17 protein-coding genes are annotated in these 21,138 nt (G+C 62.2%); 11 read left to right on the top strand and 6 right to left on the bottom strand.

The features are described 5' to 3' along the window. Window positions 1-6 precede the first annotated feature (6 nt). The 4 genes from AADV58_RS06350 to AADV58_RS06335 form a co-directional block, all read right to left on the bottom strand. Window positions 7-1,776 (bottom strand): putative bifunctional diguanylate cyclase/phosphodiesterase, encoded by a 1,770-nt coding sequence (locus AADV58_RS06350; RefSeq protein ID WP_341744345.1) that lies wholly within the window; start codon window positions 1,774-1,776, stop codon window positions 7-9. A 12-nt stretch (window positions 1,777-1,788) separates the two neighbouring features. After that, a complete protein-coding gene (locus AADV58_RS06345; protein WP_341744344.1) occupies window positions 1,789-3,003 on the bottom strand; it encodes a cache domain-containing protein in 1,215 nt (404 codons plus the stop codon). 96 nt (window positions 3,004-3,099) lie between these two features. Beyond that, window positions 3,100-3,480, bottom strand: coding sequence for a hemerythrin family protein (locus tag AADV58_RS06340; protein ID WP_341744343.1), 381 nt, complete (start codon window positions 3,478-3,480; stop codon window positions 3,100-3,102). After that, window positions 3,480-4,031, bottom strand: a complete 552-nt coding sequence (locus tag AADV58_RS06335) for a hypothetical protein (protein ID WP_341744342.1) — start codon at window positions 4,029-4,031, stop codon at window positions 3,480-3,482. The genes AADV58_RS06340 and AADV58_RS06335 overlap by 1 nt, the downstream gene beginning before the upstream one ends. Before the next feature lie 269 nt (window positions 4,032-4,300). Between AADV58_RS06335 and AADV58_RS06330 the strand changes: the two genes are divergently transcribed. Genes AADV58_RS06330 through AADV58_RS06320 form a run of 3 tightly spaced genes read left to right on the top strand, consistent with a single transcriptional unit; the run spans window position 4,301 to window position 8,312 of the window. Continuing rightward, complete coding sequence (locus tag AADV58_RS06330; protein WP_341744341.1) at window positions 4,301-5,476, top strand: porin; 1,176 nt, start codon at window positions 4,301-4,303, stop codon at window positions 5,474-5,476. An 11-nt stretch (window positions 5,477-5,487) separates the two neighbouring features. Continuing rightward, window positions 5,488-5,904, top strand: a complete 417-nt coding sequence (locus AADV58_RS06325; protein WP_341744340.1) for a hypothetical protein — start codon at window positions 5,488-5,490, stop codon at window positions 5,902-5,904. Window positions 5,905-5,912: 8 nt separating this feature from the next. Next, on the top strand, window positions 5,913-8,312 hold the full coding sequence (locus tag AADV58_RS06320) for a putative bifunctional diguanylate cyclase/phosphodiesterase (RefSeq protein WP_341744339.1): 2,400 nt from the start codon (window positions 5,913-5,915) through the stop codon (window positions 8,310-8,312). Between the two features lies 1 nt (window position 8,313). Here the strand turns inward: AADV58_RS06320 and AADV58_RS06315 are convergent, their stop codons facing one another. Beyond that, window positions 8,314-9,150 carry an SIR2 family protein gene (locus AADV58_RS06315; RefSeq protein ID WP_341744338.1) on the bottom strand — a complete coding sequence of 279 codons (837 nt, stop codon included), beginning with the start codon at window positions 9,148-9,150 and terminating at the stop codon, window positions 8,314-8,316. A gap of 214 nt (window positions 9,151-9,364) precedes the next feature. Between AADV58_RS06315 and AADV58_RS06310 the strand changes: the two genes are divergently transcribed. The 3 genes from AADV58_RS06310 to AADV58_RS06300 are packed head-to-tail and all read left to right on the top strand — an operon-like array spanning window position 9,365 to window position 15,434. Then, window positions 9,365-10,519, top strand: a complete 1,155-nt coding sequence (locus AADV58_RS06310; RefSeq protein ID WP_341744337.1) for a response regulator — start codon at window positions 9,365-9,367, stop codon at window positions 10,517-10,519. Further along, window positions 10,516-11,157 (top strand): histidine phosphatase family protein, encoded by a 642-nt coding sequence (locus AADV58_RS06305; protein WP_341744336.1) that lies wholly within the window; start codon window positions 10,516-10,518, stop codon window positions 11,155-11,157. The genes AADV58_RS06310 and AADV58_RS06305 overlap by 4 nt, the downstream gene beginning before the upstream one ends. After that, window positions 11,136-15,434: a PAS domain-containing hybrid sensor histidine kinase/response regulator gene (locus tag AADV58_RS06300; RefSeq protein ID WP_341744335.1), complete on the top strand. Its 4,299-nt coding sequence runs from the start codon at window positions 11,136-11,138 to the stop codon at window positions 15,432-15,434. Before AADV58_RS06305 ends, AADV58_RS06300 begins: the two co-directional genes overlap by 22 nt. Window positions 15,435-15,448: 14 nt before the next feature. Here AADV58_RS06300 and AADV58_RS06295 read toward each other — a convergent pair whose 3' ends face one another. Then, window positions 15,449-16,339, bottom strand: coding sequence for an NAD(+)--dinitrogen-reductase ADP-D-ribosyltransferase (locus tag AADV58_RS06295; RefSeq protein WP_341744334.1), 891 nt, complete (start codon window positions 16,337-16,339; stop codon window positions 15,449-15,451). A 116-nt stretch (window positions 16,340-16,455) separates the two neighbouring features. Here AADV58_RS06295 and nifH point away from each other — a divergent pair, with 116 nt between their 5' ends. The 5 genes from nifH (at window position 16,456) to AADV58_RS06270 (ending at window position 21,117) form a co-directional block, all read left to right on the top strand. Beyond that, window positions 16,456-17,349 carry a nitrogenase iron protein gene (gene nifH / locus AADV58_RS06290; protein WP_028996168.1) on the top strand — a complete coding sequence of 298 codons (894 nt, stop codon included), beginning with the start codon at window positions 16,456-16,458 and terminating at the stop codon, window positions 17,347-17,349. Window positions 17,350-17,456: 107 nt separating this feature from the next. Continuing rightward, on the top strand, window positions 17,457-18,929 hold the full coding sequence (nifD, locus tag AADV58_RS06285; RefSeq protein WP_028996169.1) for a nitrogenase molybdenum-iron protein alpha chain: 1,473 nt from the start codon (window positions 17,457-17,459) through the stop codon (window positions 18,927-18,929). Between the two features lie 66 nt (window positions 18,930-18,995). Next, entirely contained in the window at window positions 18,996-20,561 is a 1,566-nt protein-coding gene (nifK, locus tag AADV58_RS06280; protein WP_028996170.1) for a nitrogenase molybdenum-iron protein subunit beta, read from the top strand. A 68-nt stretch (window positions 20,562-20,629) separates the two neighbouring features. Next, entirely contained in the window at window positions 20,630-20,857 is a 228-nt protein-coding gene (gene nifT / locus AADV58_RS06275; RefSeq protein ID WP_028996171.1) for a putative nitrogen fixation protein NifT, read from the top strand. 68 nt (window positions 20,858-20,925) lie between these two features. Beyond that, the gene (locus AADV58_RS06270; RefSeq protein WP_028996172.1) at window positions 20,926-21,117 is read left to right on the top strand and encodes a 4Fe-4S binding protein; all 192 of its coding nucleotides are present in this window, start codon (window positions 20,926-20,928) and stop codon (window positions 21,115-21,117) included. Window positions 21,118-21,138 lie beyond the last annotated feature (21 nt).

Genomic DNA, 21,138 nt, shown 5'->3' with positions numbered 1-21,138 from the left:
TGGCCTTCAGCGTTGGCACTCGGCAACCAGTTCGGGAATACGCCCGGCCGGCAAGGCCGGGCTGCAGTAGAAGCCCTGGTATTCGTCGCACTTGTGCCGCCTCAGGAAGTCGAGCTGCTCGTCGGTCTCGACCCCTTCGGCAATGACCTTGTGCTCCAGTTCGGCCGCAATCCCGATCACCATACGGACGATCGCCGCATCGTTGGTGTTGTGTTCGAGATCGCGAACAAAAGCGCGGTCGATCTTGATCTTGTCGATGGGGAAACGCTTGAGGTAGGACAAGCTGGAGTAGCCGGTGCCGAAATCGTCGATCGACAGGCTGACGCCGATTTCCTTCAAGGCCTGCATCAACTGGATGACCCGCTCCGGGTCCTCGACGATGACGCTTTCGGTGATTTCCAGTTCGAGATAACGTGCTTCCAGCCCGGACATCTCTAGCGCATTCTTGACCATTGCGACGATGTCGACCCCGTGAAACTGCACGGCGGAAAGATTGACCGCCACCACCTTCGGCGGCATCCCGGCATCCTGCCAGGCCTTGTTCTGGCGACAGGCTTCTTCCAGCACCCAGACACCGATCGGCAGGATCAGGCGACTTTCCTCGGCAATCGGAATGAACTTGACCGGTGAGACCATGCCAAGCTCGGGATGAAACCAGCGCAACAGGCTTTCAAAACCGACGATCTCGCCGCTCGTCAGATCGACTTGCGGCTGATAGTGCAATTCCAGTTCACCGCGATTCAGCGCACCACGCAACTCGCTTTCCAGTCGCAGCCGCTCGGCCATGCGCACATTCATGTCGGCGGCAAAGAAACGGAAACGGTTCTGGCCGGTCGACGCGCGAGCGTGATGCAAGGCGGCATCGGCATTGCGCAGCAGCGTGGAAACGTCGGCACCATCTTCGAACAGGCTGCAGATCCCCGCACAGGCTGTCAGGACCACATCGCTGCCTTCGATGGCAACCGGCCGCGCCAGGTTGTCCAACAATTTGCGGGCAACCACTTCGGCAGTTTTCGGGTTGTTGCCTTGCAGCACCAGAACACCGAACTGGTCGCCACCGAGACGACCAAGCGCATCGCCATCGCGCAGCGAGCGACTCAGGCGCGCGCCCATCCGGCGCAATACGGCGTCACCGGCAGCATGCCCAAAGGCATCATTGATGCGGCTGAGCTGGTCATCGAGATCGATGATGATCAAAATCCCCTGTCTGCCGGCGGCCAGCCATTCCCCCATCAGGCGGGCAAAGCCCTGCCGGTTCGGCAGTTCGGTCAGTTGGTCGAAATGCGTCAGCGACTCGATGCGCGCCTCGGCGGCCTTGCGCTCGCTCAGGTCGGCGACGAATACCGACCAGTTGACCAGTTCACCGGCGTCGTTATGGATCGCGCTGATGTTGCAACTGATCGGCAGAGGACTGCCATCCTTGCGCATCGCCCGTAACTCACCCTGCCAGCGCCCCTGCTCCTCAAGCATATGAACAATGCTCTCCAGCTTCGCGGCATCCTCGAAACTCTCGACGATGAAACGTGGCAAGCGCCCCTGCATGTCGGCCAGTTCATAGCCACTCATCTTGGTGACGGCCTGATTCAGCGTCAGCACACGACGCTCCTTGTCGAGAATCAGCACGGCGTCACTGGCATGATCGAAGAAGTGCGTGATCAGGCGCTGGCGCTCCTCGGCTTCGAAACGCTCGCTCATGTCCCAGGCAACGCCAGCCAGGCCGCAGGCCTCACCGGCATCACCATAGACCGGAACGCGCAGGAACTCGAAGGGCCGCAACTCTCCCTTCAACTACAACCAGACCAGTTGACGCACCGGCGCCCCCTTGCGATAGACCTCAAGCTGGCCTTCGCGCAACCGCCGTGCTTCTTCGGCGGAAAACAGATCATCCACCGTGCTGCCGACGACCGCCTCCATCGGCAGGCCCCGCTGGCGACAAAAAGCCTCGTTGACTGCCAGGAAGCGCCCGTCGTTATCAAGCAACCAGGCCGGATCGGGAATCGAGTCGAGCAAGGCCCGGCCCTGACGGGTTTTCTCGGTATAGGCGCGACTCATCTTTTCGGCCAGCGCCTCGGCCTGGCGATAACCGCGACGCCACGAACGCATCAAGGCGATCAGGGCAAGCAGCAGAACCGTACCGAGTACCGCGTAGATCAACGCCCGACGCTGCCATTCGCGCAGGACTTCCTGCTCGGCCAGACCGACGGTGAAAATGAAGGGAAAACCTTCGACCACACGATAGGCAAACACCCGGGACTCCCCATCAAGCTCGCCGGTGCGCCGGAAACTGCCGGCGACCTCGCCGGCCTGCAGGCGCTCCGGAATCACGCTGTTGTCCAGGCGTCGTATCTGCTGTCCCGGAATTCCCGGCCAGCGGGCGAACAGTTCGAGATCCCGGCTCCACAGGGCGACGATGCCGTGCTTCCCGATATCCAGTGACTGGTAATAACGTTCGAAATAGTCGGCACGCAAGGCCCCTAGAATGATGCCGGCAAACTGCCCGTCACGATCCTCGAGGCGCCGGGCAAAAACGATCACTACATCGCCCGTCACCCGGGAGACGATGGGCGGCGAAATGACCAATCCGGCGTCGGGATCATCGCGCAGGCGCATGAAATACGGACGGTCGGCAATATTGGCTGCGGCCAGGACGCCGCTCGCATCGTAGAGATAACGGCCTTCCGGATCGGCCACCCGGAAACTATGCACTTCGGGAAAATGTTGCTGGTAGCGCTGCAGCTCGTATTCGATAACGGCACGCGACTGACGGTCTGCCACAGCATGCTGGAAACGTTCAACAAAATCGGAAAGGTAATGATCGATCTGACGGGCCGAGCCCTGGAAATGGCCTTCAAGCAGCCTGGTCAGCGTGCCACCCTGTTGTTCTGCCGCCAGTAACTCCCGCTCGCGTGACTGCTGGAGATCGAGTCCAACCCAAGCGAACATTCCGAGAAAAACAGCCGTGACGAACAAGGTCCCGACACGCAACGACCACGTGGCTGCCATTATTTTCCCCTGCAATCTGTTGAATTTTTTTTGCAGTCTAGCATGTGACTTACATGTCTAAACCTCATCAGCGCAGGAAAGAAGGGACGGTTTAGCTCAAGGCGGCATTCGCTTGAGAGATGCTGCCAGCGCGGCATCCATGGTTGCCAGATGGGTAGCGAACCAGGCGGGTAGGCCGCGGGCGTAATCACGGGCCGACTTCAGGCGACCGGCAGCGACACCGCGGCCGAAATGCGCCAGTTCGCCAAGCACGCGCAGATGCTCGCTGTTGTGCTCGCCGATGGCAGGAAAACGACAGGCTTTCATCAACTTGCCTTCGTGCTCGAAGTGCGCCCGGGTGTGTTCAGCCAATTGCTTGAACAGGGCGGGAAATTCGTCGTCCGAAGCCGTCTGCAAGGCATCGGCCAGGGCAACGAATTCCTGATGGGTGGCGTCCATGTCCGCCACCCCGAGCGCCATACGCTCATCCCAGGGCATCAGATGGCGCCGTGGTTTTCGCGCTTGTTGGCATTGGTCTTGCGGAGTGCTTCCTCAATTGCCACCTCCGGGCATTTGAAGTCATGGCTCTTGAGCTCCTCGTACACCTTGACCACCTTGTCGGCAGCGCCCATGCCCTTGAAATCGCCCTTTTCGAGACCAAGGACTTCGCACAGTTCGGTCCACACCATGCCCTGAACCATGGGAATGAAGACGACCGGTGCGCCATTCACGGTGTAGACGAAGGGATTGTCGATATTGACGGTGTACAGCACGACCAGGCTGCCCGGCTTGATATCGGCACCGTATTTATCCATTAGCGCGGGGAAGAATTGCAGCTCGTCGATGGAACCGACCAGCAGCTTGAGTTCGTCGCCGGCGGTGAGAAGGATGGCCTGTTTCAGGACTTCGACCGGCGGCTTGCGGCGGCCCTGGGCATCGGCAACTTCGCCTTCCTTCAAGATCAGTTCGCCACGGTAGGCGACCCAGCCGGCTTCACTGGCGGCTTCCTTGAAATTGGCGTTGAAAAACAACGATTCGTAACGATCCATCAGCATTTTGCTTTTTCCTTCCCTGAGTTGAAATATTGTTGGTAGCAGCTAGTTAGCAATTTTCTTGCCTTCGCTGGAAGCCACCAACCACGCGGAATCGGCACAATGCGCGAAGCCGAATGTCGGATTCCGGACAAAGCGGATGACGGCATTCCTGGAATATCCCGGCGACAAATCCATAAGAGAAAGCGCATAATCCATTTCAATAGAATTCGAATAGCAAACAGATCGGCTTTTCCATGAAACGCTGCGCCTGGCTCCCACTCCTGATGACCCTCAGTCTGGCTGGAACGCCAGCGGCCTACGCCGAAACGGCGAGCAACGAGACGTTCTGGTCAGCACTCGAAATCAAGGGTTTTGGTACGCTGGGTCTTGCCCGTTCCGACGAAGACAGGACGGAGTACGTTCGCGACCTGTCGCAACCAGATGGTCTGGGGCGACACTGGAGCGGCAAGATCGATTCCATCCTCGGCCTGCAGACCAATCTGCGGCTGAACGCCAGGACAGAAGCCGTCGTTCAGGGCATTGCCCGTTATCGTTACGACGGCAGCTGGCGCCCCGAACTGAGCTGGGCTTTCCTGCGCCACGACATTTCGCCGGATTTCACCGTGCGCCTCGGTCGCATGGGTACCGAGTTCTACCTGCAGGCCGACTCTCGGATGATCGGCTACGCCAACCTGACGGTGCGTCCTCCCGCCGATTATTTCGGGCCCATCGTCGTTTCCTGGTTTGACGGCATCGATGCCAGCCTGACCACCGATACCGGCAGCGGCCTGCTGCGCGGCAAGCTGTTCGCCGGCTGGGCAGCGGAGAAAACCCCCTTCGTCGAGCCTCACACCTGGGACTTGCGCGGCTCGCGCATGCTTGGCGGGCATCTCGACTATCTCAACGGCCCTTGGCAATTACGCGTCGGACGCTCGCAGATCCGCTTCAAGCATCAGCAACCACTGCGAGAGGTCGCCGGCTTCGACATCCTGGCTGCGGCCCCGGAGCTTTCAGTCGTCGGTCGCACGGCCACCTACGACTCCGTGGGTCTCGCCTACGACGAGGGGCGCTTTCAGGCCCAGGGGCAGATCAGCCGGATTCGCTACGACACGGCCGCCTATGAGGACACCCATGCCGGCTATCTGACCCTCGCCTACCGGATCGGCCAGACCACACCCTATATCGGTTATTCGCGCACCCGCTCGACGGCGGCCCGGCTGACCACGCCGATGGCACCGGCACTGGCCACCGCGGTCCGCGACTTCATCGCCGAAACCCACGCCGACCAAGCTACCCTGACACTTGGCACCCGCTGGGACCTGAGGCAGAACATGGCGCTCAAGGCCCAGATCGACATGGTGCACGGAAAATCCGACTCGCGTTTCCCGCAACGGAATACCCAGCGTGACTGGGACGGCCGGCTGAACGTGTTCAGCCTGACGCTGGACTTCGTTTTCTGAGCACCACGATCATGTTGCGCGCACTCATCGCCCTCCTGATCCTGTCGGTTCACCTTGCTGTGCAGGCGGAACCGGTCGTCGTGATGCGCGCCCAGACGGCGGAAACCCTCAGCCACGAAGCCGTGACCAACATCTTCATGGGCCGTTTCCGCGCACTGCCCTCCGGCAACCCGGCCCAGCCAATCGACCAGCCGCGGGATTCCCCCTTGCGCGCCCACTTCTATCAACGTCTGGTCAACAAGGACCAGACCAGCATAAACGCCTACTGGAGCCGACTGCACTTCTCCGGCAAGGCGAGTCCGCCGCTGCAGACCGCCAGTGAAGACGAGGTCATCCGCCAGGTGCTGCGCCAGCCCGGGGGCATAGCCTATGTCAGGCGCGCCCAGGTCGATAGCCGGCTGCGCATCGTGTTCGAGCTTCCACCCTAGGTCTGCCGATGAAAACCGCATTCGTCCGCGACGGCATCCTGCTCCGTTCCATCCTGGTCACCATCCTGGCCTTCTGCCTGGTCGGCGTGGTTACTGTGGCCTATACGATGCAATCGGCGCGCGCCCAGGCCGAAGCACAATCCCGCGAACGCATCGAGCAGTTGCTCGACACTGTCCAGAGCACCTTGCAGGTTGCCGGCTTCGTCAAGGACAGGGAACTGGCCCGCGAGGTTGCCCAGGGGCTGCTCAGCAACCCGGTGGTCCTGCGCGTCACCATCCGCGAAAACGGAAACCTGCTGGCCGACCTGGCACGCCGAAGCCAGCCGCCATCCGGCGAGATACAGGCCGACAACCTGGTCCGCGACATCCACTCGCCTTTCGTCGGCGGCGAAGTCATCGGCGAGATACGACTGACACCCGACCCTGACGTCATCGAACGACACATCCGGACCGAAGTCATTGACCGGACCTGGCAACTGGTCTGGCAACTGGCGCTGATCTCGGGCGTCATGGTGGTCACCCTGCTGGCTTTCGTGATTCACCCGATCAGCGCCATTTCCCGCGAACTGCACCGGATGAGCCCGACGGCCGGCGACCGGCTGAAAATCCCGCCCGGCCACGCCAAGACCGAGATCGGTCGACTGGTCACCGACGTCAATGCACTGGCCGGCGACCTGGTCCGTGCCCTCGACGAAGAGCATGCCCTGCGCTTGCAGCAGGAACTGGACGAACAGAAGTACCACGCCATCTTCGAAAATGCCGAGAGCGGCATTTTCCTGGTCAGGCGCAATGGCCGCGTCGCCTCCTGGAATCCGGCACTGGCGCGCCTGCTGGGTATTGCCCGCGCCGACAAGTTCACCGGCGAACTACTACTGCTCGACCTGCCCTGGTCCGAACCGACCGCCATCGGCATGTTGATCGAACGGGTGTTCGTCACCGGCGAGGCAGCCGAGCGCGACCTGATGCTGCAACGCCAGGACCGCACGCACTTCTGGCTCAACATCATGCTCAGCCCGGTTGGCGACGATCTCCTGCAAGGCGTCGCGCATGATGTCTCGGCGCTCAAGGAGGCCGAAGCGGAAGCGAGACGGCAGGCGATGACCGATCCGCTGACCGGGCTGGCCAACCGCGCCAGCCTGGAACATCTGCTGGGCACGCGGATTCGCCAGCATTTCCAGCAGGCCACCCCCTGCTTCACCTTGCTGCATGTCGATCTCGACAAATTCCGGCAGATCACCGAAGGCATCGGCGTGCCGGCTGGCGACGAAATCCTGCGCGTGGTCGCTGCCCGCCTGGGCGCCCAGGTCAAGGGCAACGACACACTGGCCCGGCTGTCCGGCGACATCTTTGCCGTGGTTCTGCAGAATCTCGGCGACGACGAGACCATCGGCAAGGTGGTCGAGCGTCTGATGCTCAGCCTGCGCCAGCCCTACCTGCTCGACGGCTCACCGATCCAGCTGACCGCCAGCATCGGCATCACCCTGTTCCCGCACGATGCGACCGACGCCCCCAGCCTGTTGCGCAATGCCGAACTGGCCTGCGACAAGGCCAAGAACGCCGGTGGCAACCAGCCAGCCTTTTTCGCGCCGAACCTGGCCGAGGCCGCCGAGCAACGGCGACACCTGGAAAACGATCTGCGTCTGGCTGTCGCCGGCGGGCAATTCGAACTTTACTGCCAGCCCATCGCCGACCTGGCCAGCCGTCGCGTCACCGGCGCCGAGGGCTTGATTCGCTGGCGCCACCCGGAACGCGGCCTGGTGCCACCCGACCGTTTCATCCCGATTGCCGAGCAGACAGGCCTGATCAACGAAATCGGCCTGTGGGTCATCGAGACCGCCTGCCGCCAGTTGGCCGACTGGCGGGCGGCCGGCATTCCCTGCTACCTGTCGGTCAACGTTTCCGGTCGCCAGATACCCAATGGGCTGCCGCCGGCGGCCATTGCCGAGGCCATGCAACGCCACGGCGTATCGCCGGCAAGCCTGGTTCTGGAAATCACCGAGGGCGTCCTGCTCAACAACATTGCCGAAGCCCAGGCCTGGCTGCAGGCGATCAAGCAGCTCGGGCTGCGCGTTTACCTCGACGATTTCGGCACCGGCTATTCGTCGCTCTCCTATCTCAAGCGCTTCCCGCTCGATACGCTGAAGATCGACCGCTCCTTCGTCCAGGACATGCAGGTCGGCAACAGTGAATACTCACTGGTCGAAGCCATCGTCGCCATGGCCCGCAGCCTGGGGCTCAAGGTCGTGGCCGAAGGCGTGGAAACCACGGAACAACTGGGCATGCTGGCCCGCATGGGCTGCCACCACGCCCAGGGCTATCACCTGGCGCGCCCGCTACCGCCGGCGGAATTTTCCGAAGCACTGCAGGAAATCGACCGCCGGCTGGCGCAGACCGAGCCAGTGAGCTGATTCAGGCCGGCACCGCTGCGCCGATGAATTCGAAGATGTCGCCGTCGATGATCTCCAGCCCGATCTTCTTGCAGTAGCGCTGCTCCTTGGCCGTCGGCTCGGGAATGAACACCCAGCCGGCCGGCTGGGCGGCGGAGTAGATCATGTCGGCCATGACCATGCGTTCGGTGTCGCGGTTCAGGCGCATGCCCATCAGCAGGTACTGCTTGCCCTTACGCAACTCCTTGACCTCGGGCGGAATCGAGAAACCGCCCATCAGCTCGGTGATGAAGTCGACGTAGTCGGCATCCGAGGCGATGTAGTCGCCTTCCGGCAAGGGCGTGCCCATGGGCTTGAACAGGATGGGCCGGCCCGGCGGGATCTGTTCGACCCGCTGGTAGCTGCTGCCGTCCCAGGAAAATATCTTGTAGCGGAAGGCCGTCCCGGCGATGCGGGCGATGCCGACGATCAGGGTATGCGGCACCCCGGCGTAGGAGGCCTGTAGCTGGGTGTCGCGATTGATGTCGATGACGTAGGCCGGCGCAATCGTCTTCAGCCAGTCATGCACCGCCGCCCGCGTCCATTGGGTGTCGCCATAGGTCTTGTTCAGGAAGCGGGTGACGGCGCTGCGTCCGCGCTTGAGTTCGACATTCATCGCCGCCCGGGGGAATTCGTACATCAGCTTGGGCGCCATCGGCTTGCCACCGTTCATGGCGATGATCAGGGAGTCGCTGTCGGCGGGAATCGGCGCACCGCTGGCGGCATCCCTGACATCGGCGAGCACGCCCGGGCCAAGATAAGGAACGATACTGCCGTCGCGCAGGCCGGCCAGCAATTTTTCACGCAGTTCGGGAGTCATGTTTTTTCTCTTGAGTTGGGTCGATCACCGTCAATGCAAAATCCAGGCCCATCCGTTATCGACCATATACCGTCAATTGCGTTTTCCCCCGTTGCAACATGTCGGATTTACGACAGGGAAGAGCGTTAGACAAACCACAGGCATAAGTGCAAACTAGGCAAAAATCTGTTAATGACCAACAATTAACAAAAACAACAGGCGGAGCAAAACCCTAATGGCGAACGAATCCCGTCCCACCATCCTGGTCGTCGACGACACACCGGATAATCTGGCCGTCGTCGGCGGCATACTGGGCAGCGAATACCGCGTCCGGGTTGCCAACTCTGGCGAGCGCGCCCTGCATGTCGCCAACAGCGACCCGCGCCCGGAACTGATCCTGCTCGACATCATGATGCCCGGCATGGACGGCTACGAAACCCTGCGCCGCCTGCGCGAAGACCCGGCCACCCGCAACATCCCGGTCATCTTCGTCACCGCCATGGACGCCGACAACGACGAGGCCGTCGGTTTGCAGATGGGCGCCGTTGATTACGTGACCAAGCCGATCCGCCCAGCCATCCTGCTCGCCCGCATCCGCACCCGCCTCGAACTGCAGGCCGCCCGTGACCACCTGGCCCGCCAGAACGAAATCCTCGAAGCCCGCGTCGCCAAGCGCACACGAGAAGTCGAGCTGATCAAGGATGTCGGCATGCACGCGCTGGCCACGCTGGCCGAAAAGCGCGACAACGAGACCGGCAACCACCTGCTGCGCACGCGCGGTTACATCGAGGTGTTGATGACCGATCTGGCGCAACGCCCCGAATTCGCCGAACTGACGCCGCTGCGCCAGAAGCTGATTGCCAAGGCGGCACCGCTGCACGATATCGGCAAGGTCGGTATCCCCGACGCCATTCTGCTCAAGCCCGGCCGCCTGACGCCGGAAGAGTTCGAGATCATGAAGACGCACGCACGCATCGGCGCCGACGCGCTCGACGAAGCCATCGCCCGCGTGCTCACCGATCGCCAGCAGAATCAGCCAGCCGAAGAGGATCGCTATTCGCTCGACTTTCTCGAAGCCGCCCGCGAAATTGCCGGCGGACACCACGAAAAATGGGACGGCAGCGGCTACCCGCGCGGTCTCAAGGGCGACGAAATTCCCCTGTCGGCCCGCCTGATGGCCCTGGCCGATGTTTTCGACGCGCTGATTTCCAAACGGCACTACAAGATCGCCTTCCCGCTCGAGGAAGCCATTCGCATCATCGTCGACGGCCGGGGCAAGCACTTCGACCCGCGCATCGTCGACTGCTTCCTGCAGCGCATCGAAGACTTCACCAGCATCGCCGACCGCTATGCAGACCATCCCGACGAAGCCGGAAAGGAAACCCCATGAACGCACGCCGCCTGCTGTTGGCCGTACTGGCCTGCCTGCCCACCCTCGCCTTTGCCCAGGCCACCCCTGAAAACGGCAAGAAGGCGTTCACCGAAGTCATGGCCACCCGCGCCACCCTCGATCAGCTGCGTGCCGGCGGTCATGTGCTGTACATCCGCCATGGCAATACCGACAACAGCCGTGCCGACCGTTTCCCCAACGTCGATCTCAAGGACTGCGAGACACAACGCATCCTCAACGATGACGGCCGCAAGCTGATGCGCGATATCGGCAAGCAGTTGCGCGTGGCGAAGATTCCGGTCGGCGAGATTCTCGCCAGCCCGATGTGCTGCACCCGCGAATCGGCCAACCTGATGTTCGGCGAACGCTTTACGGTCAGCGAACCGCTGATGTATTCGGCCAACATGACCAGCGAAGAAAAAAAGCCGCGCCTGGCCGCGCTCGCCCGTATCCTGCGCGACCCGGTCGCCGCCGGCAGCAACCGGGTACTGGTCGCCCACGCCCCCAACCTCGCCGACCTGATCGGATTCTTCGTCAAACCCGAAGGCACGGTCGTGATCTTTGCCCAGCGCGGTGACGCCGGTTACGAATACGTCGCCAGCATTCCGCCGGGGCTGTGGCCGCAACTGCTGCGCTGACCCCGATGCTGCTGCGTCGCCTGCAATTCCTGCTGCTGTTCTTCATGCCCGTGGTGCTGGGCATCGCCACGGCATTCCTGTTTGGCTGGCAGACGCTGACGCAGTATGAAGACGACAACCGCCGCCAGGCCGACGCCCACGCCGGCGACCTGCGCGTCCAGGCCGATGCCGGCCGCCTGGCGCTCGACATGCAGAGAATCCAGGGCCTGCTCATCGATCTGCTGGGCGAAGCCCGTGCCGGCAAGACCAGCGAAGGCAGGGCCTACGAGGTCCATACCGCAGTCGTCGATGCCCTGGCCACGATTGAAAGACGGTTGGCCACGCTGCAAGGTGATAACCCGCACCCTGAGCTGGAGGAAGCGTTCAAGCGCGCCCACGGCGCCTTTCTCGACTACCGGGCACAGGCGATTTCGACCACCGACATCGTCAGCATCGACCCGACCGTGGCCGGCACACACGTGGAAAACGCCTACGTCTTCTACATGAAATTCGCGACCCAGATGCACGAACTGGCCGCCAACCTCAGCCAGGCGTCGCTGGAGCGCATGGCCATTGCCCAGCAGCAGCGCCAGGAAAGCATGGCGCGCGCAGCCAGCACTTCCTGGTTGCTGTTCTTGCTGATGGTCCTTTTCTGGGTGGCCGTCGTCTGGGCCACCGCCCGCTACATGGCGATTGTCGCCACCGCCCTCAAGCGCCTGGGCGAGGGCGGCACCCTGGAAGCGGGGAATGTCAGCGCACTGCGCCAGGTCAAGGGCTTCTTCCTCAAGGATTTGTCACAGGCGGTCATGGCCTTCGGCGACAGCCTGCGCGGCCGGGCGCAAGCCGAGGCCGGCCTGCGCCAGGAACGCCAGCAACTGACGCTGTTGCTGCACAGCATGCCCGACCTGATCTGGTTCAAGGATGCCGACGGCCGCTATCAACGCTGCAACCCGCGTTTCGAAAGTTTTGCCGGGCGCAGCGAGGCCGAGATCGTCGGCAAGACCGACCTCGAACTGTTTCCCGAGGAAGACGCCCAGCGCTATCGCAAGCTCGACCGGATCGCCATCGACGCCGGCTACCCGGTCGCCCATCAGGAATGGCGGCAGTTCCACGACGGCCACCGCGAACTGCAGACCATTCACAAGGTCGCGGTGCGCGACGAAAACGGTTTTCTCTACGGCATCCTCGGCGTCGGTCGCGACATCACCGCCGAACACCTGGCCGAGGAGGAGGTCTTTGCCAGCCAGAAAGTCCTGGCCCGCACCCAGGCGATTGCCCGGATCGGCAGCTGGAGTTTCGATTTTTCCGGCAATCGCCTGAGCGGTTCAGCCGAGGCGGCCAGCATCATGGGCTTGCCGCTGCAGGGCGGCATCGCCCCGCAGGATTTCTTCGCCGCCATCGACGCCGCCGACCGCGAACGGGTCAGGGAAAACTGGCAGCAGGCCGTGCATCACGGCATTTTCGACGTCGAACACCGGATCACCGCCGGCGACCGCAACAAGTGGGTCCGCCAGCGCGCCGAGATCGAATTCGACGAAAACGGCAAGGCCCGCCGGGCCAACGGCATGGTCCAGGACATCACGTCGATCAAGATCGCCACCGAAGCGCTGCGCCGTCGCGAAGAACTGTTCTCGACCATCGTCGGCCAGGCCGAACACGGCATCCTGCTGATCGACATCAAGCGCATGGGCTTCGTCGAGTTCAACGACGCCGCCTGCCGCCACCTTGGCTACAGCCGCGAGGAGTTCGCCGACCTCGACCTGTATGCGATCCAGACCGATGCCGGCAAGCGCACCGAGGTCGATGACGACATCCGCCTGGTACTCCGTGACGGCAACGCCTCGTTCGAGAGAAGTTACCGTTGCAAGGACGGCTCGAGCCGCATCTTCTCGCTGTCGGTCAAGGCCATCCATCTCGACGACACGCCGCAGGCCGCCATTGTCTGGAGCGACATCACCGAGCGCAAGCAAGCCGAAGAAGACCTCGAACGCTACCGCAATCACCTCGAAGAACTGGTCACCGCCCGTACCGTAGAACTGGCTGAAGCGCGCGATGCCGCGCAGGCGGCCAGCCGCTCCAAGAGTTCCTTCCTGGCCAACATGAGCCACGAAATCCGCACCCCGATGAACGCCATCATCGGCCTCACCCACATGCTCCGCCGCGAAATCGGCGATCAACGCCAGGCCCAGCAACTCGACAAGGTGGCCGGTGCCGCCACCCACCTGCTCGGCATCATCAACGACATCCTCGACTTCTCGAAGATCGAGGCCGGCAAGATGTCGCTCGAACCCACCGATTTCGACGTCGACCGCGTCATCGGCGACGTGTGCACGCTGGTCAGCGAAAAGGTCCAGGCCAAGGGCCTCGAACTGGTCGCCGACATTTCCTCGCTGCCCCCCGCCCTGCACGGCGACGGTCTCCGGCTCGGCCAGATCCTGATCAATTTCCTGAGTAATGCCGTCAAGTTCACCGAGCGCGGCAGCATCGTCGTGCGCGGCAGCATCCTCGACGAAACCCCGGAAGACCTGCTGATCCGCCTCGAAGTCCAGGACAGCGGGATCGGCATGAACGAGGAGCAGCTATCGCGCCTGTTCCGCGCCTTCGAACAGGCCGACGCCTCGACCACCCGACGCTACGGCGGCACCGGCCTGGGACTGGCGATCACCCGCCGGCTGGTCGACCTGATGGGCGGCAAGCTCGGCGTCAACAGCACGCCGGGCCAGGGCAGCACCTTCTGGATCGAACTGCCGTTCGGCAAGGTGGCCGGCTTCAATCACCGCAGCAACGCCGACATCCTGCCGCCCGGCACGCGCGCGCTGGTCGTCGATGACATCGAGGACGCGCGCATCTCGATGGCCGCAGTGCTCAGCGAACTGGGTGCCCGCCCCGACTGCCTGGCCAGCGGCAACGAAGCCCTGGCCCGCCTGCAGGCAGCCGAAGCCGAGGGCGACCCCTACGGCCTGCTGCTGCTCGACTGGCAGATGCCTGGCCTCGACGGCATCGAGGTCGGCCGGCGCATCCAGGCCGGGCAACTGGCCAAGGCACCGAAAACCTTCCTCGTCAGCGGCACCCTGGGCGCGCCACGCGACGACATGAGCAGCCTGGGTTTTGCCGGTTTCATTCCGAAGCCGCTGACCCCGTCGAGCCTGCTGGTTGCCCTCGAACGCCTGGAGGATCGCCTCGATCAGAAGCATCACCGCCAGCGCGTCGGCGACAGCAGCGACGACATGACCCTGCTGCGCAGCCAGCTCGAGGGCTACCATGTGCTGCTCGCCGAGGACAATCTGCTCAATCAGGAGGTCGCGCTCGACATGCTGCGCCAGGTCAATCTGCGCGTCGATGTCGCCGACGACGGCTGCCAGGCCGTGGACATGGCCGGCAAGACGGCCTACGACCTGATCCTGCTCGACGTCCAGATGCCGAACATGGACGGTCTCGAAGCCGCCCGCCGCATCCGCCAACTCGCCGGCCGCGAAAGCATCCCGATCCTGGCGATGACCGCCAACGCCTTCGACGAAGACCGCGAGACCACCCGCGCCGCCGGCATGAACGAACACATTGCCAAGCCGGTCGAGCCGGCCGTCCTGTACACCGCGCTCTTGCGCTGGCTGAAAGGCGGCGACACCGGGCGCGCCGCCGGCCTGCCGGCACCGGCCGCCGGCGACGAAGTCTGCCAGGGTCTGAGCAGCCTGCCCGGGCTCGACTGCAAGCTCGGCCTGCGCTCGACACTCGGCCAGAGCGAGCGCCTGTGGCGCCTGCTCGACCAGTTCTGCGGCACACACCGCGACGACGGCCACCGCATTGAGCAGTTGCTGGCCGACGGCGACACGCCGACCGCCCGGCGACGCGCGCATTCGCTCAAGGGATCGGCGGCCACCCTCGGTCTGCTGCAGATTTCCGCCAAGGCCGGCGTCATCGAACAAGGCATCGGCAACACCATGACGCCGGAAGCCTCGGCCGCCCTGCCGACGGCGGCGCTGACCGCCTTGCTGGCTGAGTTCTGCGACGCCTTCGCCGCCCTGCGTGAAGCCCACGAACGGGCCGTCGCCGACAGTCCGGCGCCGACCATCGATTACGCCCGGCTGGCCGGCGAACTGGCCGAACTACGCGAGTTGCTGGCCAGCGACGACATCAATGCCCTGGATCATTTCCACCGGCTGCAGCCGCGCCTGGTGCTCGCCGCCGGCCGCTCGGCCGCCCGTCTGGGCAATGAAATCGAGAACTTTGCCTACGCCGAGGCGCTGGCCACGCTCGATGCCATCGTCGCCGCCGATCCCGGACTGCACGGCCGGGACTGAACCGGCCTCAACCCTCAGATTGTCGACAAGGTGACATCGACGACACCGCCGATGGCCAGGAATTCGTCCTCCCCCTGCAGCACGCCGGGCAGCAGGCCGCAGTGGAAAAATATCTTGGTCAGCGGCATGTCCACCGTCAGGATGTAATCGCCGAATTCGCAAGCCCGATCACGGCTGCAGGTGAAGGAATTGAGGTTGTTGAGCAGGATGGTGTGGCGCCCCCCCTCCCGGCTGTCCAGGATTTCATGATCAGCCACCCGGTTGACGCCGCGGTACAGCGTCACATGCCCGGCCCCTGAATGGCGACGGGCGAGTTCATGCTGGCAATAGGTATAGACCAGGTCGAACTGCGCCTCCAGCGCGCTGGTCCCGTACAGACCCTGCGAGCGCATTTCCATGTAATGCAGCCAGGCGTCGTCGTGGGTATCGCGCAGCGGCTGGCCGTGCCAGCGCGGCAGCAGGCCGAAACGCGATTCGACCCAACCCTTGAGCACCGCGCCCTCGCGGCTGTCGGCATCGAAGCTCCAGCCGCGGATCATGCGCGCGTAATTGGCGCGGGCGCGTGACTTGTTGTTGCCGGTGAAGCCCATTTCCTCGGGCCATTCGAGCTGGAAATGCACGGTCAGGTAATCGCGGAAGACTTCCCCGCGCACCGCCGCATCGTCGCCGGCTTCGCCCAGGCGGCGGAACAGGTCGCGGTGCAGTTCGGCAACGCCGTCGAGCAGCAGCGGTGAGGGATGACGCTGATAAGTCAGGCTGCCAAGCACGACCGCCGGCAGGTTGCAGCGATTGATCGGCAGGCGCGCCTCGCGCGGCAGGCTTGGATTGTCGTCACCCCGACACAAGCCAGGGTCTTTGTCGCACAACCCCACCGCGCCCCCATCCCCATGTTTTTTGTTTTTCATTTAATAAACAACAACTTGAAAGCCATCAGCCGAGCTGGCACGCAACATGCAGAAGATCAGTCGCGACACTCACCAATTGCATTTCAAATCGACTGACAGACTAAGGAGATTACACCATGGCAAAACTGCGTCAATGCGCCATTTACGGCAAGGGCGGGATCGGCAAGTCGACCACCACCCAGAACCTCGTGGCCGCCCTCGCCGAATCCGGCAAGAAGGTCATGATCGTCGGCTGCGACCCGAAGGCCGACTCCACCCGCCTGATCCTGCACAGCAAGGCTCAAACCACCGTCATGCACCTGGCTGCTGAAGCCGGCTCGGTTGAAGACCTCGAACTGGAAGACGTCATGTCCATCGGTTTCGGTGGCGTCAAGTGCGTCGAATCCGGTGGTCCGGAACCCGGCGTCGGCTGTGCCGGCCGTGGCGTCATCACCGCCATCAACTTCCTGGAAGAAGAAGGCGCCTATGACGAAGACCTCGACTTCGTCTTCTACGACGTGCTCGGTGACGTGGTCTGCGGTGGCTTCGCCATGCCGATCCGCGAAAACAAGGCCCAGGAAATCTACATCGTCTGCTCCGGCGAAATGATGGCCATGTACGCCGCCAACAACATCGCCAAGGGCATCGTGAAGTATGCAAACTCGGGTTCCGTCCGTCTGGCCGGCCTGATCTGCAACTCGCGTAACACCGACCGCGAAGACGAACTGATCATGGCCCTGGCTGCCCGCCTCGGCACCCAGATGATCCACTTCGTGCCGCGCAACAACGTTGTCCAGCACGCCGAAATCCGCCGCATGACCTGCGTCGAATTCGACCCGACGCACAAGCAAGCCGACGAATACCGCGCCCTGGCCAACAAGATCGTCAACAACACCAACTTCGTCATCCCGACCCCGATCGAGATGGAAGAGCTGGAAGAGCTGCTGATGGAATTCGGCATCATGGAAGCCGAAGACGAAAGCATCGTCGGCAAGACCGCTGCTGAACTGGCTGCCGAAAAGGCCGCCTGATAGCAGTCCGGGTTCGTCGCTCCGGCGGCGAACCTTGTATCGCCAGTATTCAACCAATGTTGGCGTCGTGCACAAATAGATGCCGGCGCAACGAAAGGAGTTACACCATGGCAGCGCTCACCCGCGAAGAAACCGCAGCCCTCATTCAAGAGGTGCTTGAGGTTTACCCCGAGAAAGCCAAGAAGGACCGTGCCAAGCACTTGATGATCAACGACAAGGAACTTGAGTCGTCGAAGAAGTGCATTACTTCCAACCGCAAGTCCCTGCCGGGCGTCATGACCATGCGTGGTTGTGCCTACGCCGGTTCCAAGGGCGTGGTCTGGGGTCCGATCAAGGACATCATCTCGATCTCGCACGGCCCGATCGGTTGCGGTCAATATGCCCGCGCCGGCCGCCGCAACTACTACGTCGGCACCACCGGCGTCGATGCCTTCTGCGAAATGAACTTCACCTCGGATTTCCAGGAGAAGGACATCGTTTTCGGCGGCGACAAGAAGCTGGCCAAGCTGATCGATGAAATCGAAATGCTCTTCCCGCTGAACAAGGGTATCTCGGTTCAATCCGAATGCCCGATCGGCCTGATCGGCGACGACATCGAAGCGGTTTCCAAGAAAGCTGCTGCCCAGATCAACAAGCCGGTCGTTCCGGTGCGCTGCGAAGGCTTCCGCGGTGTTTCCCAATCCCTGGGCCACCACATCGCCAATGACTCGGTCCGCGATTGGATCATCTCCAACCGTGACGGTCAGGCTTTCGAATCCACCCCGTACGACGTCGCCATCCTCGGCGACTACAACATCGGTGGTGACGCCTGGGCTTCCCGCATCCTGCTCGAAGAGATGGGTCTGCGCGTGGTTGCCCAGTGGTCCGGCGACGGCACCCTGGCCGAAATGGAGAACACCCCGAAGGTCAAGCTGAACCTGCTGCACTGCTACCGCTCGATGAACTACATCTCCCGCCACATGGAAGAGAAGTACGGGATTCCCTGGCTCGAGTACAACTTCTTTGGCCCGACCAAGATCAAGGAATCGCTGCGCAAGATCGCTTCCTTCTTCGACGACAGCATCAAGGAAGGCGCCGAGCGAGTCATCGAGAAGTACACCCCGATGATGGATGCCGTGATCGCCAAGTATCGTCCGCGCCTCGAAGGCAAGAAGGTCATGCTCTACGTCGGCGGCCTGCGTCCGCGTCACGTGGTTGGCGCCTACGAAGACCTGGGCATGGAAGTGGTCGGTACCGGCTACGAATTCGCCCACAACGATGACTACGATCGCACGATCAAGGAAATGGGCGACGCCACCCTGATTTACGACGACGTCACCGGCTACGAGTTCGAAGAATTCGTCAAGGCTTGCAAGCCCGACCTGATCGGTTCCGGCATCAAGGAAAAGTATGTCTTCCACAAGATGGGCATTCCTTTCCGCCAGCTGCACTCCTGGGACTACTCGGGCCCCTACCACGGCTGTGACGGTTTCGCCATCTTCGCCAAGGACATGGACCTGACCCTGAACAACCCGTGCTGGAACCTGATGAAGGCCCCGTGGCAGAAGGCTGCTTCGGAAGCTGAAAAGAAGGCTGCCTGATTCCGCAGCAATCGTACAACTTACGCCCGTATCCACAGATAGGTGGTGCGGGCGAAGGAGATCAAGATGCAAACCGTAGATGACATCAAGCCGTGTTTCCCCCTCTTCCGTGACGACGACTACAAGGCGACGTTGAAGGGCAAGAAGCAATTCGAAGAAGGCCATTCTGCCGACCAGATCGCTGAAACCTTCGCCTGGACGACCACCCAGGAATACCAGGACCTCAACTTCAAGCGCGAAGCCCTGACCATCAACCCGGCCAAGGCCTGCCAGCCGCTCGGCTCTGCCCTGTGCTCGCTGGGCTTTGCCAAGACCCTGGTCTATATCCACGGTTCGCAAGGCTGTATCGCCTACTTCCGCACCTACTTCAACCGTCACTTCAAGGAGCCGATCGCCATCATCGCCGACTCGATGACGGAAGACGCCGCCGTGTTCGGTGGTCAGAAGAACGTGCATGAAGGTCTGGCCAACGCCACCAAGCTCTACGGTGCAGAAATGATCGCCATGTCGACCACCTGTATCGCGGAAGTCATCGGTGACGACCTGAACGCCTTCATCGGTAACGCCCGCAAGGAAGGCAACCTGGACAAGGATTTCCCGGTTCCGTTCGCGCACACCCCGTCCTTCGTCGGCTCGCACGTCACCGGCTGGGACAACATGGAAGAAGGCATCCTCCGCTACTTCACACTGAACAACATGGAAGGCAAGGTTGTCGGCTCGAACGGCAAGATCAACTTCGTGCCGGGCTTCGAAACCTACCTCGGCAACTTCCGCATCATCAAGCGCTACATGAAGGAAATGGGCGTCGATTACACGATGCTCTCCGATCCGGAAGAAATCCTCGACACCCCGGCTGACGGCGAATTCCGCATGTACGCCGGCGGCACGACGATCGACGAAGTCAAGGATGCCCCGAACGCCCACACGACCTTCCTGATCCAGCCGATGCAACTGGAAAAGACCAAGAAGTTCGTCGAGAGCACCTGGAACCACGAAGTGCCGAAGCTCAACATCCCGATGGGTGTCGAGTGGACCGACGAATTCCTGCAAAAGGTTTCCGAAGTCACCGGCAAGCCGATCCCGGCCTCCATCTCCCTGGAGCGCGGCCGCCTGCTCGACATGATGACCGACTCCCACGCCTGGCTGCACGGCAAGAAGATGGCCATCTACGGTGACCCGGACTTCGTCATGGGCATGGTCAAGCTGATGATGGAATTCGGTATCGAACCGACCCATATCGTCAGCAACAACGGTTCCAAGAAGTGGGCCAAGGCCATGGAAAAACTGCTGGCTACCTCGCCCTACGGCGCCGGTGGCAAGGTTTATCCGGGCGCCGACCTCTGGCACCTGCGCAGCCTGTGCTTCACCGACAAGCCGGACTTCCTGATCGGCAACAGCTACGGCAAATACATCCAGCGTGACACGCTGCACAAGGGTCCCGAGTTCGAAGTTCCGCTGATCCGTATCGGCTTCCCGATCTTCGACCGTCACCACCTGCATCGGATGACGACGCTGGGCTACGAAGGCGCCATGTACATCCTGACCACCCTGACCAACACGGTTCTGGAAAAGCTCGACGACCAGACCCGCGGCATGGGCACGACGGACTACAACCACGACCTGGTTCGGTAATCTGCCAGACAAAAGGGAGAAGCGCGGGAGCAATCCTGCCTTCTCCCCAAGTCGCTTGAGGAATTCAAATGGCCAACATCATGATTCGTCAGAACGCTGCCGGTGGGCTGGTGTTTTATTTGCCGAAGCGCGATCTGGAAGCTGCCATCAACTCCATCGAGTTCGACACCCCGGAGAAATGGGGCGGCGAACTGAAGCTGGAGAACGGTGGCAGCTACTACGTCGACCCTATCGCCAAACCGCCGCGCCTGCCCATCTCGGTACGGGCCAAGCGACTCGGCGCGGCTGAAGATTGAGTGAGGCAGTAGCGAGTTGCCAGCCCTCAACGCTGGCGCTCTCTGCTAACAACTAGGAGCTAAACATCATGGCAATGTATATCAACCCAGACGAATGCACCGCCTGTGACGACTGCCGCCCGATCTGCCCGACCAAGGCGATCAAGAAGGGCAAGGTGTTCTACACCATCGACGCCGACGCCTGCACCGAATGCGAAGGCGAGAATGACTCGCCGATGTGCGTGAACGTCTGTCCGTCCGGCTGTATCTCGCCGGCCTGACCGAGAGTCCGGAACCGAGCG

The sequence above is a fragment of the Azonexus hydrophilus genome (assembly GCF_038368255.1).
GTDB classification, from domain to species: Bacteria; Pseudomonadota; Gammaproteobacteria; order Burkholderiales; family Rhodocyclaceae; genus Azonexus; species Azonexus hydrophilus.
This window is presented reverse-complemented; position numbering and strand designations above follow the sequence as displayed.

What these genes read in the sequence shown, in the direction of transcription:
- AADV58_RS06270 (WP_028996172.1), top strand. Translation starts at nt 20,926, where the DNA reads ATGGCAATGTATATCAACCCAGACGAATGCACCGCCTGTGACGACTGC.
- nifT (WP_028996171.1), top strand. Translation starts at nt 20,630, where the DNA reads ATGGCCAACATCATGATTCGTCAGAACGCTGCCGGTGGGCTGGTGTTT.
- AADV58_RS06330 (WP_341744341.1), top strand. Translation starts at nt 4,301, where the DNA reads ATGACCCTCAGTCTGGCTGGAACGCCAGCGGCCTACGCCGAAACGGCG.
- nifK (WP_028996170.1), top strand. Translation starts at nt 18,996, where the DNA reads ATGCAAACCGTAGATGACATCAAGCCGTGTTTCCCCCTCTTCCGTGAC.
- AADV58_RS06305 (WP_341744336.1), top strand. Translation starts at nt 10,516, where the DNA reads ATGAACGCACGCCGCCTGCTGTTGGCCGTACTGGCCTGCCTGCCCACC.
- AADV58_RS06310 (WP_341744337.1), top strand. Translation starts at nt 9,365, where the DNA reads ATGGCGAACGAATCCCGTCCCACCATCCTGGTCGTCGACGACACACCG.
- AADV58_RS06345 (WP_341744344.1), bottom strand. Translation starts at nt 3,003, where the DNA reads ATGGCAGCCACGTGGTCGTTGCGTGTCGGGACCTTGTTCGTCACGGCT.
- AADV58_RS06320 (WP_341744339.1), top strand. Translation starts at nt 5,913, where the DNA reads ATGAAAACCGCATTCGTCCGCGACGGCATCCTGCTCCGTTCCATCCTG.
- nifD (WP_028996169.1), top strand. Translation starts at nt 17,457, where the DNA reads ATGGCAGCGCTCACCCGCGAAGAAACCGCAGCCCTCATTCAAGAGGTG.
- AADV58_RS06335 (WP_341744342.1), bottom strand. Translation starts at nt 4,031, where the DNA reads ATGGATCGTTACGAATCGTTGTTTTTCAACGCCAATTTCAAGGAAGCC.
- AADV58_RS06325 (WP_341744340.1), top strand. Translation starts at nt 5,488, where the DNA reads ATGTTGCGCGCACTCATCGCCCTCCTGATCCTGTCGGTTCACCTTGCT.
- nifH (WP_028996168.1), top strand. Translation starts at nt 16,456, where the DNA reads ATGGCAAAACTGCGTCAATGCGCCATTTACGGCAAGGGCGGGATCGGC.
- AADV58_RS06315 (WP_341744338.1), bottom strand. Translation starts at nt 9,150, where the DNA reads ATGACTCCCGAACTGCGTGAAAAATTGCTGGCCGGCCTGCGCGACGGC.
- AADV58_RS06295 (WP_341744334.1), bottom strand. Translation starts at nt 16,339, where the DNA reads ATGAAAAACAAAAAACATGGGGATGGGGGCGCGGTGGGGTTGTGCGAC.
- AADV58_RS06340 (WP_341744343.1), bottom strand. Translation starts at nt 3,480, where the DNA reads ATGCCCTGGGATGAGCGTATGGCGCTCGGGGTGGCGGACATGGACGCC.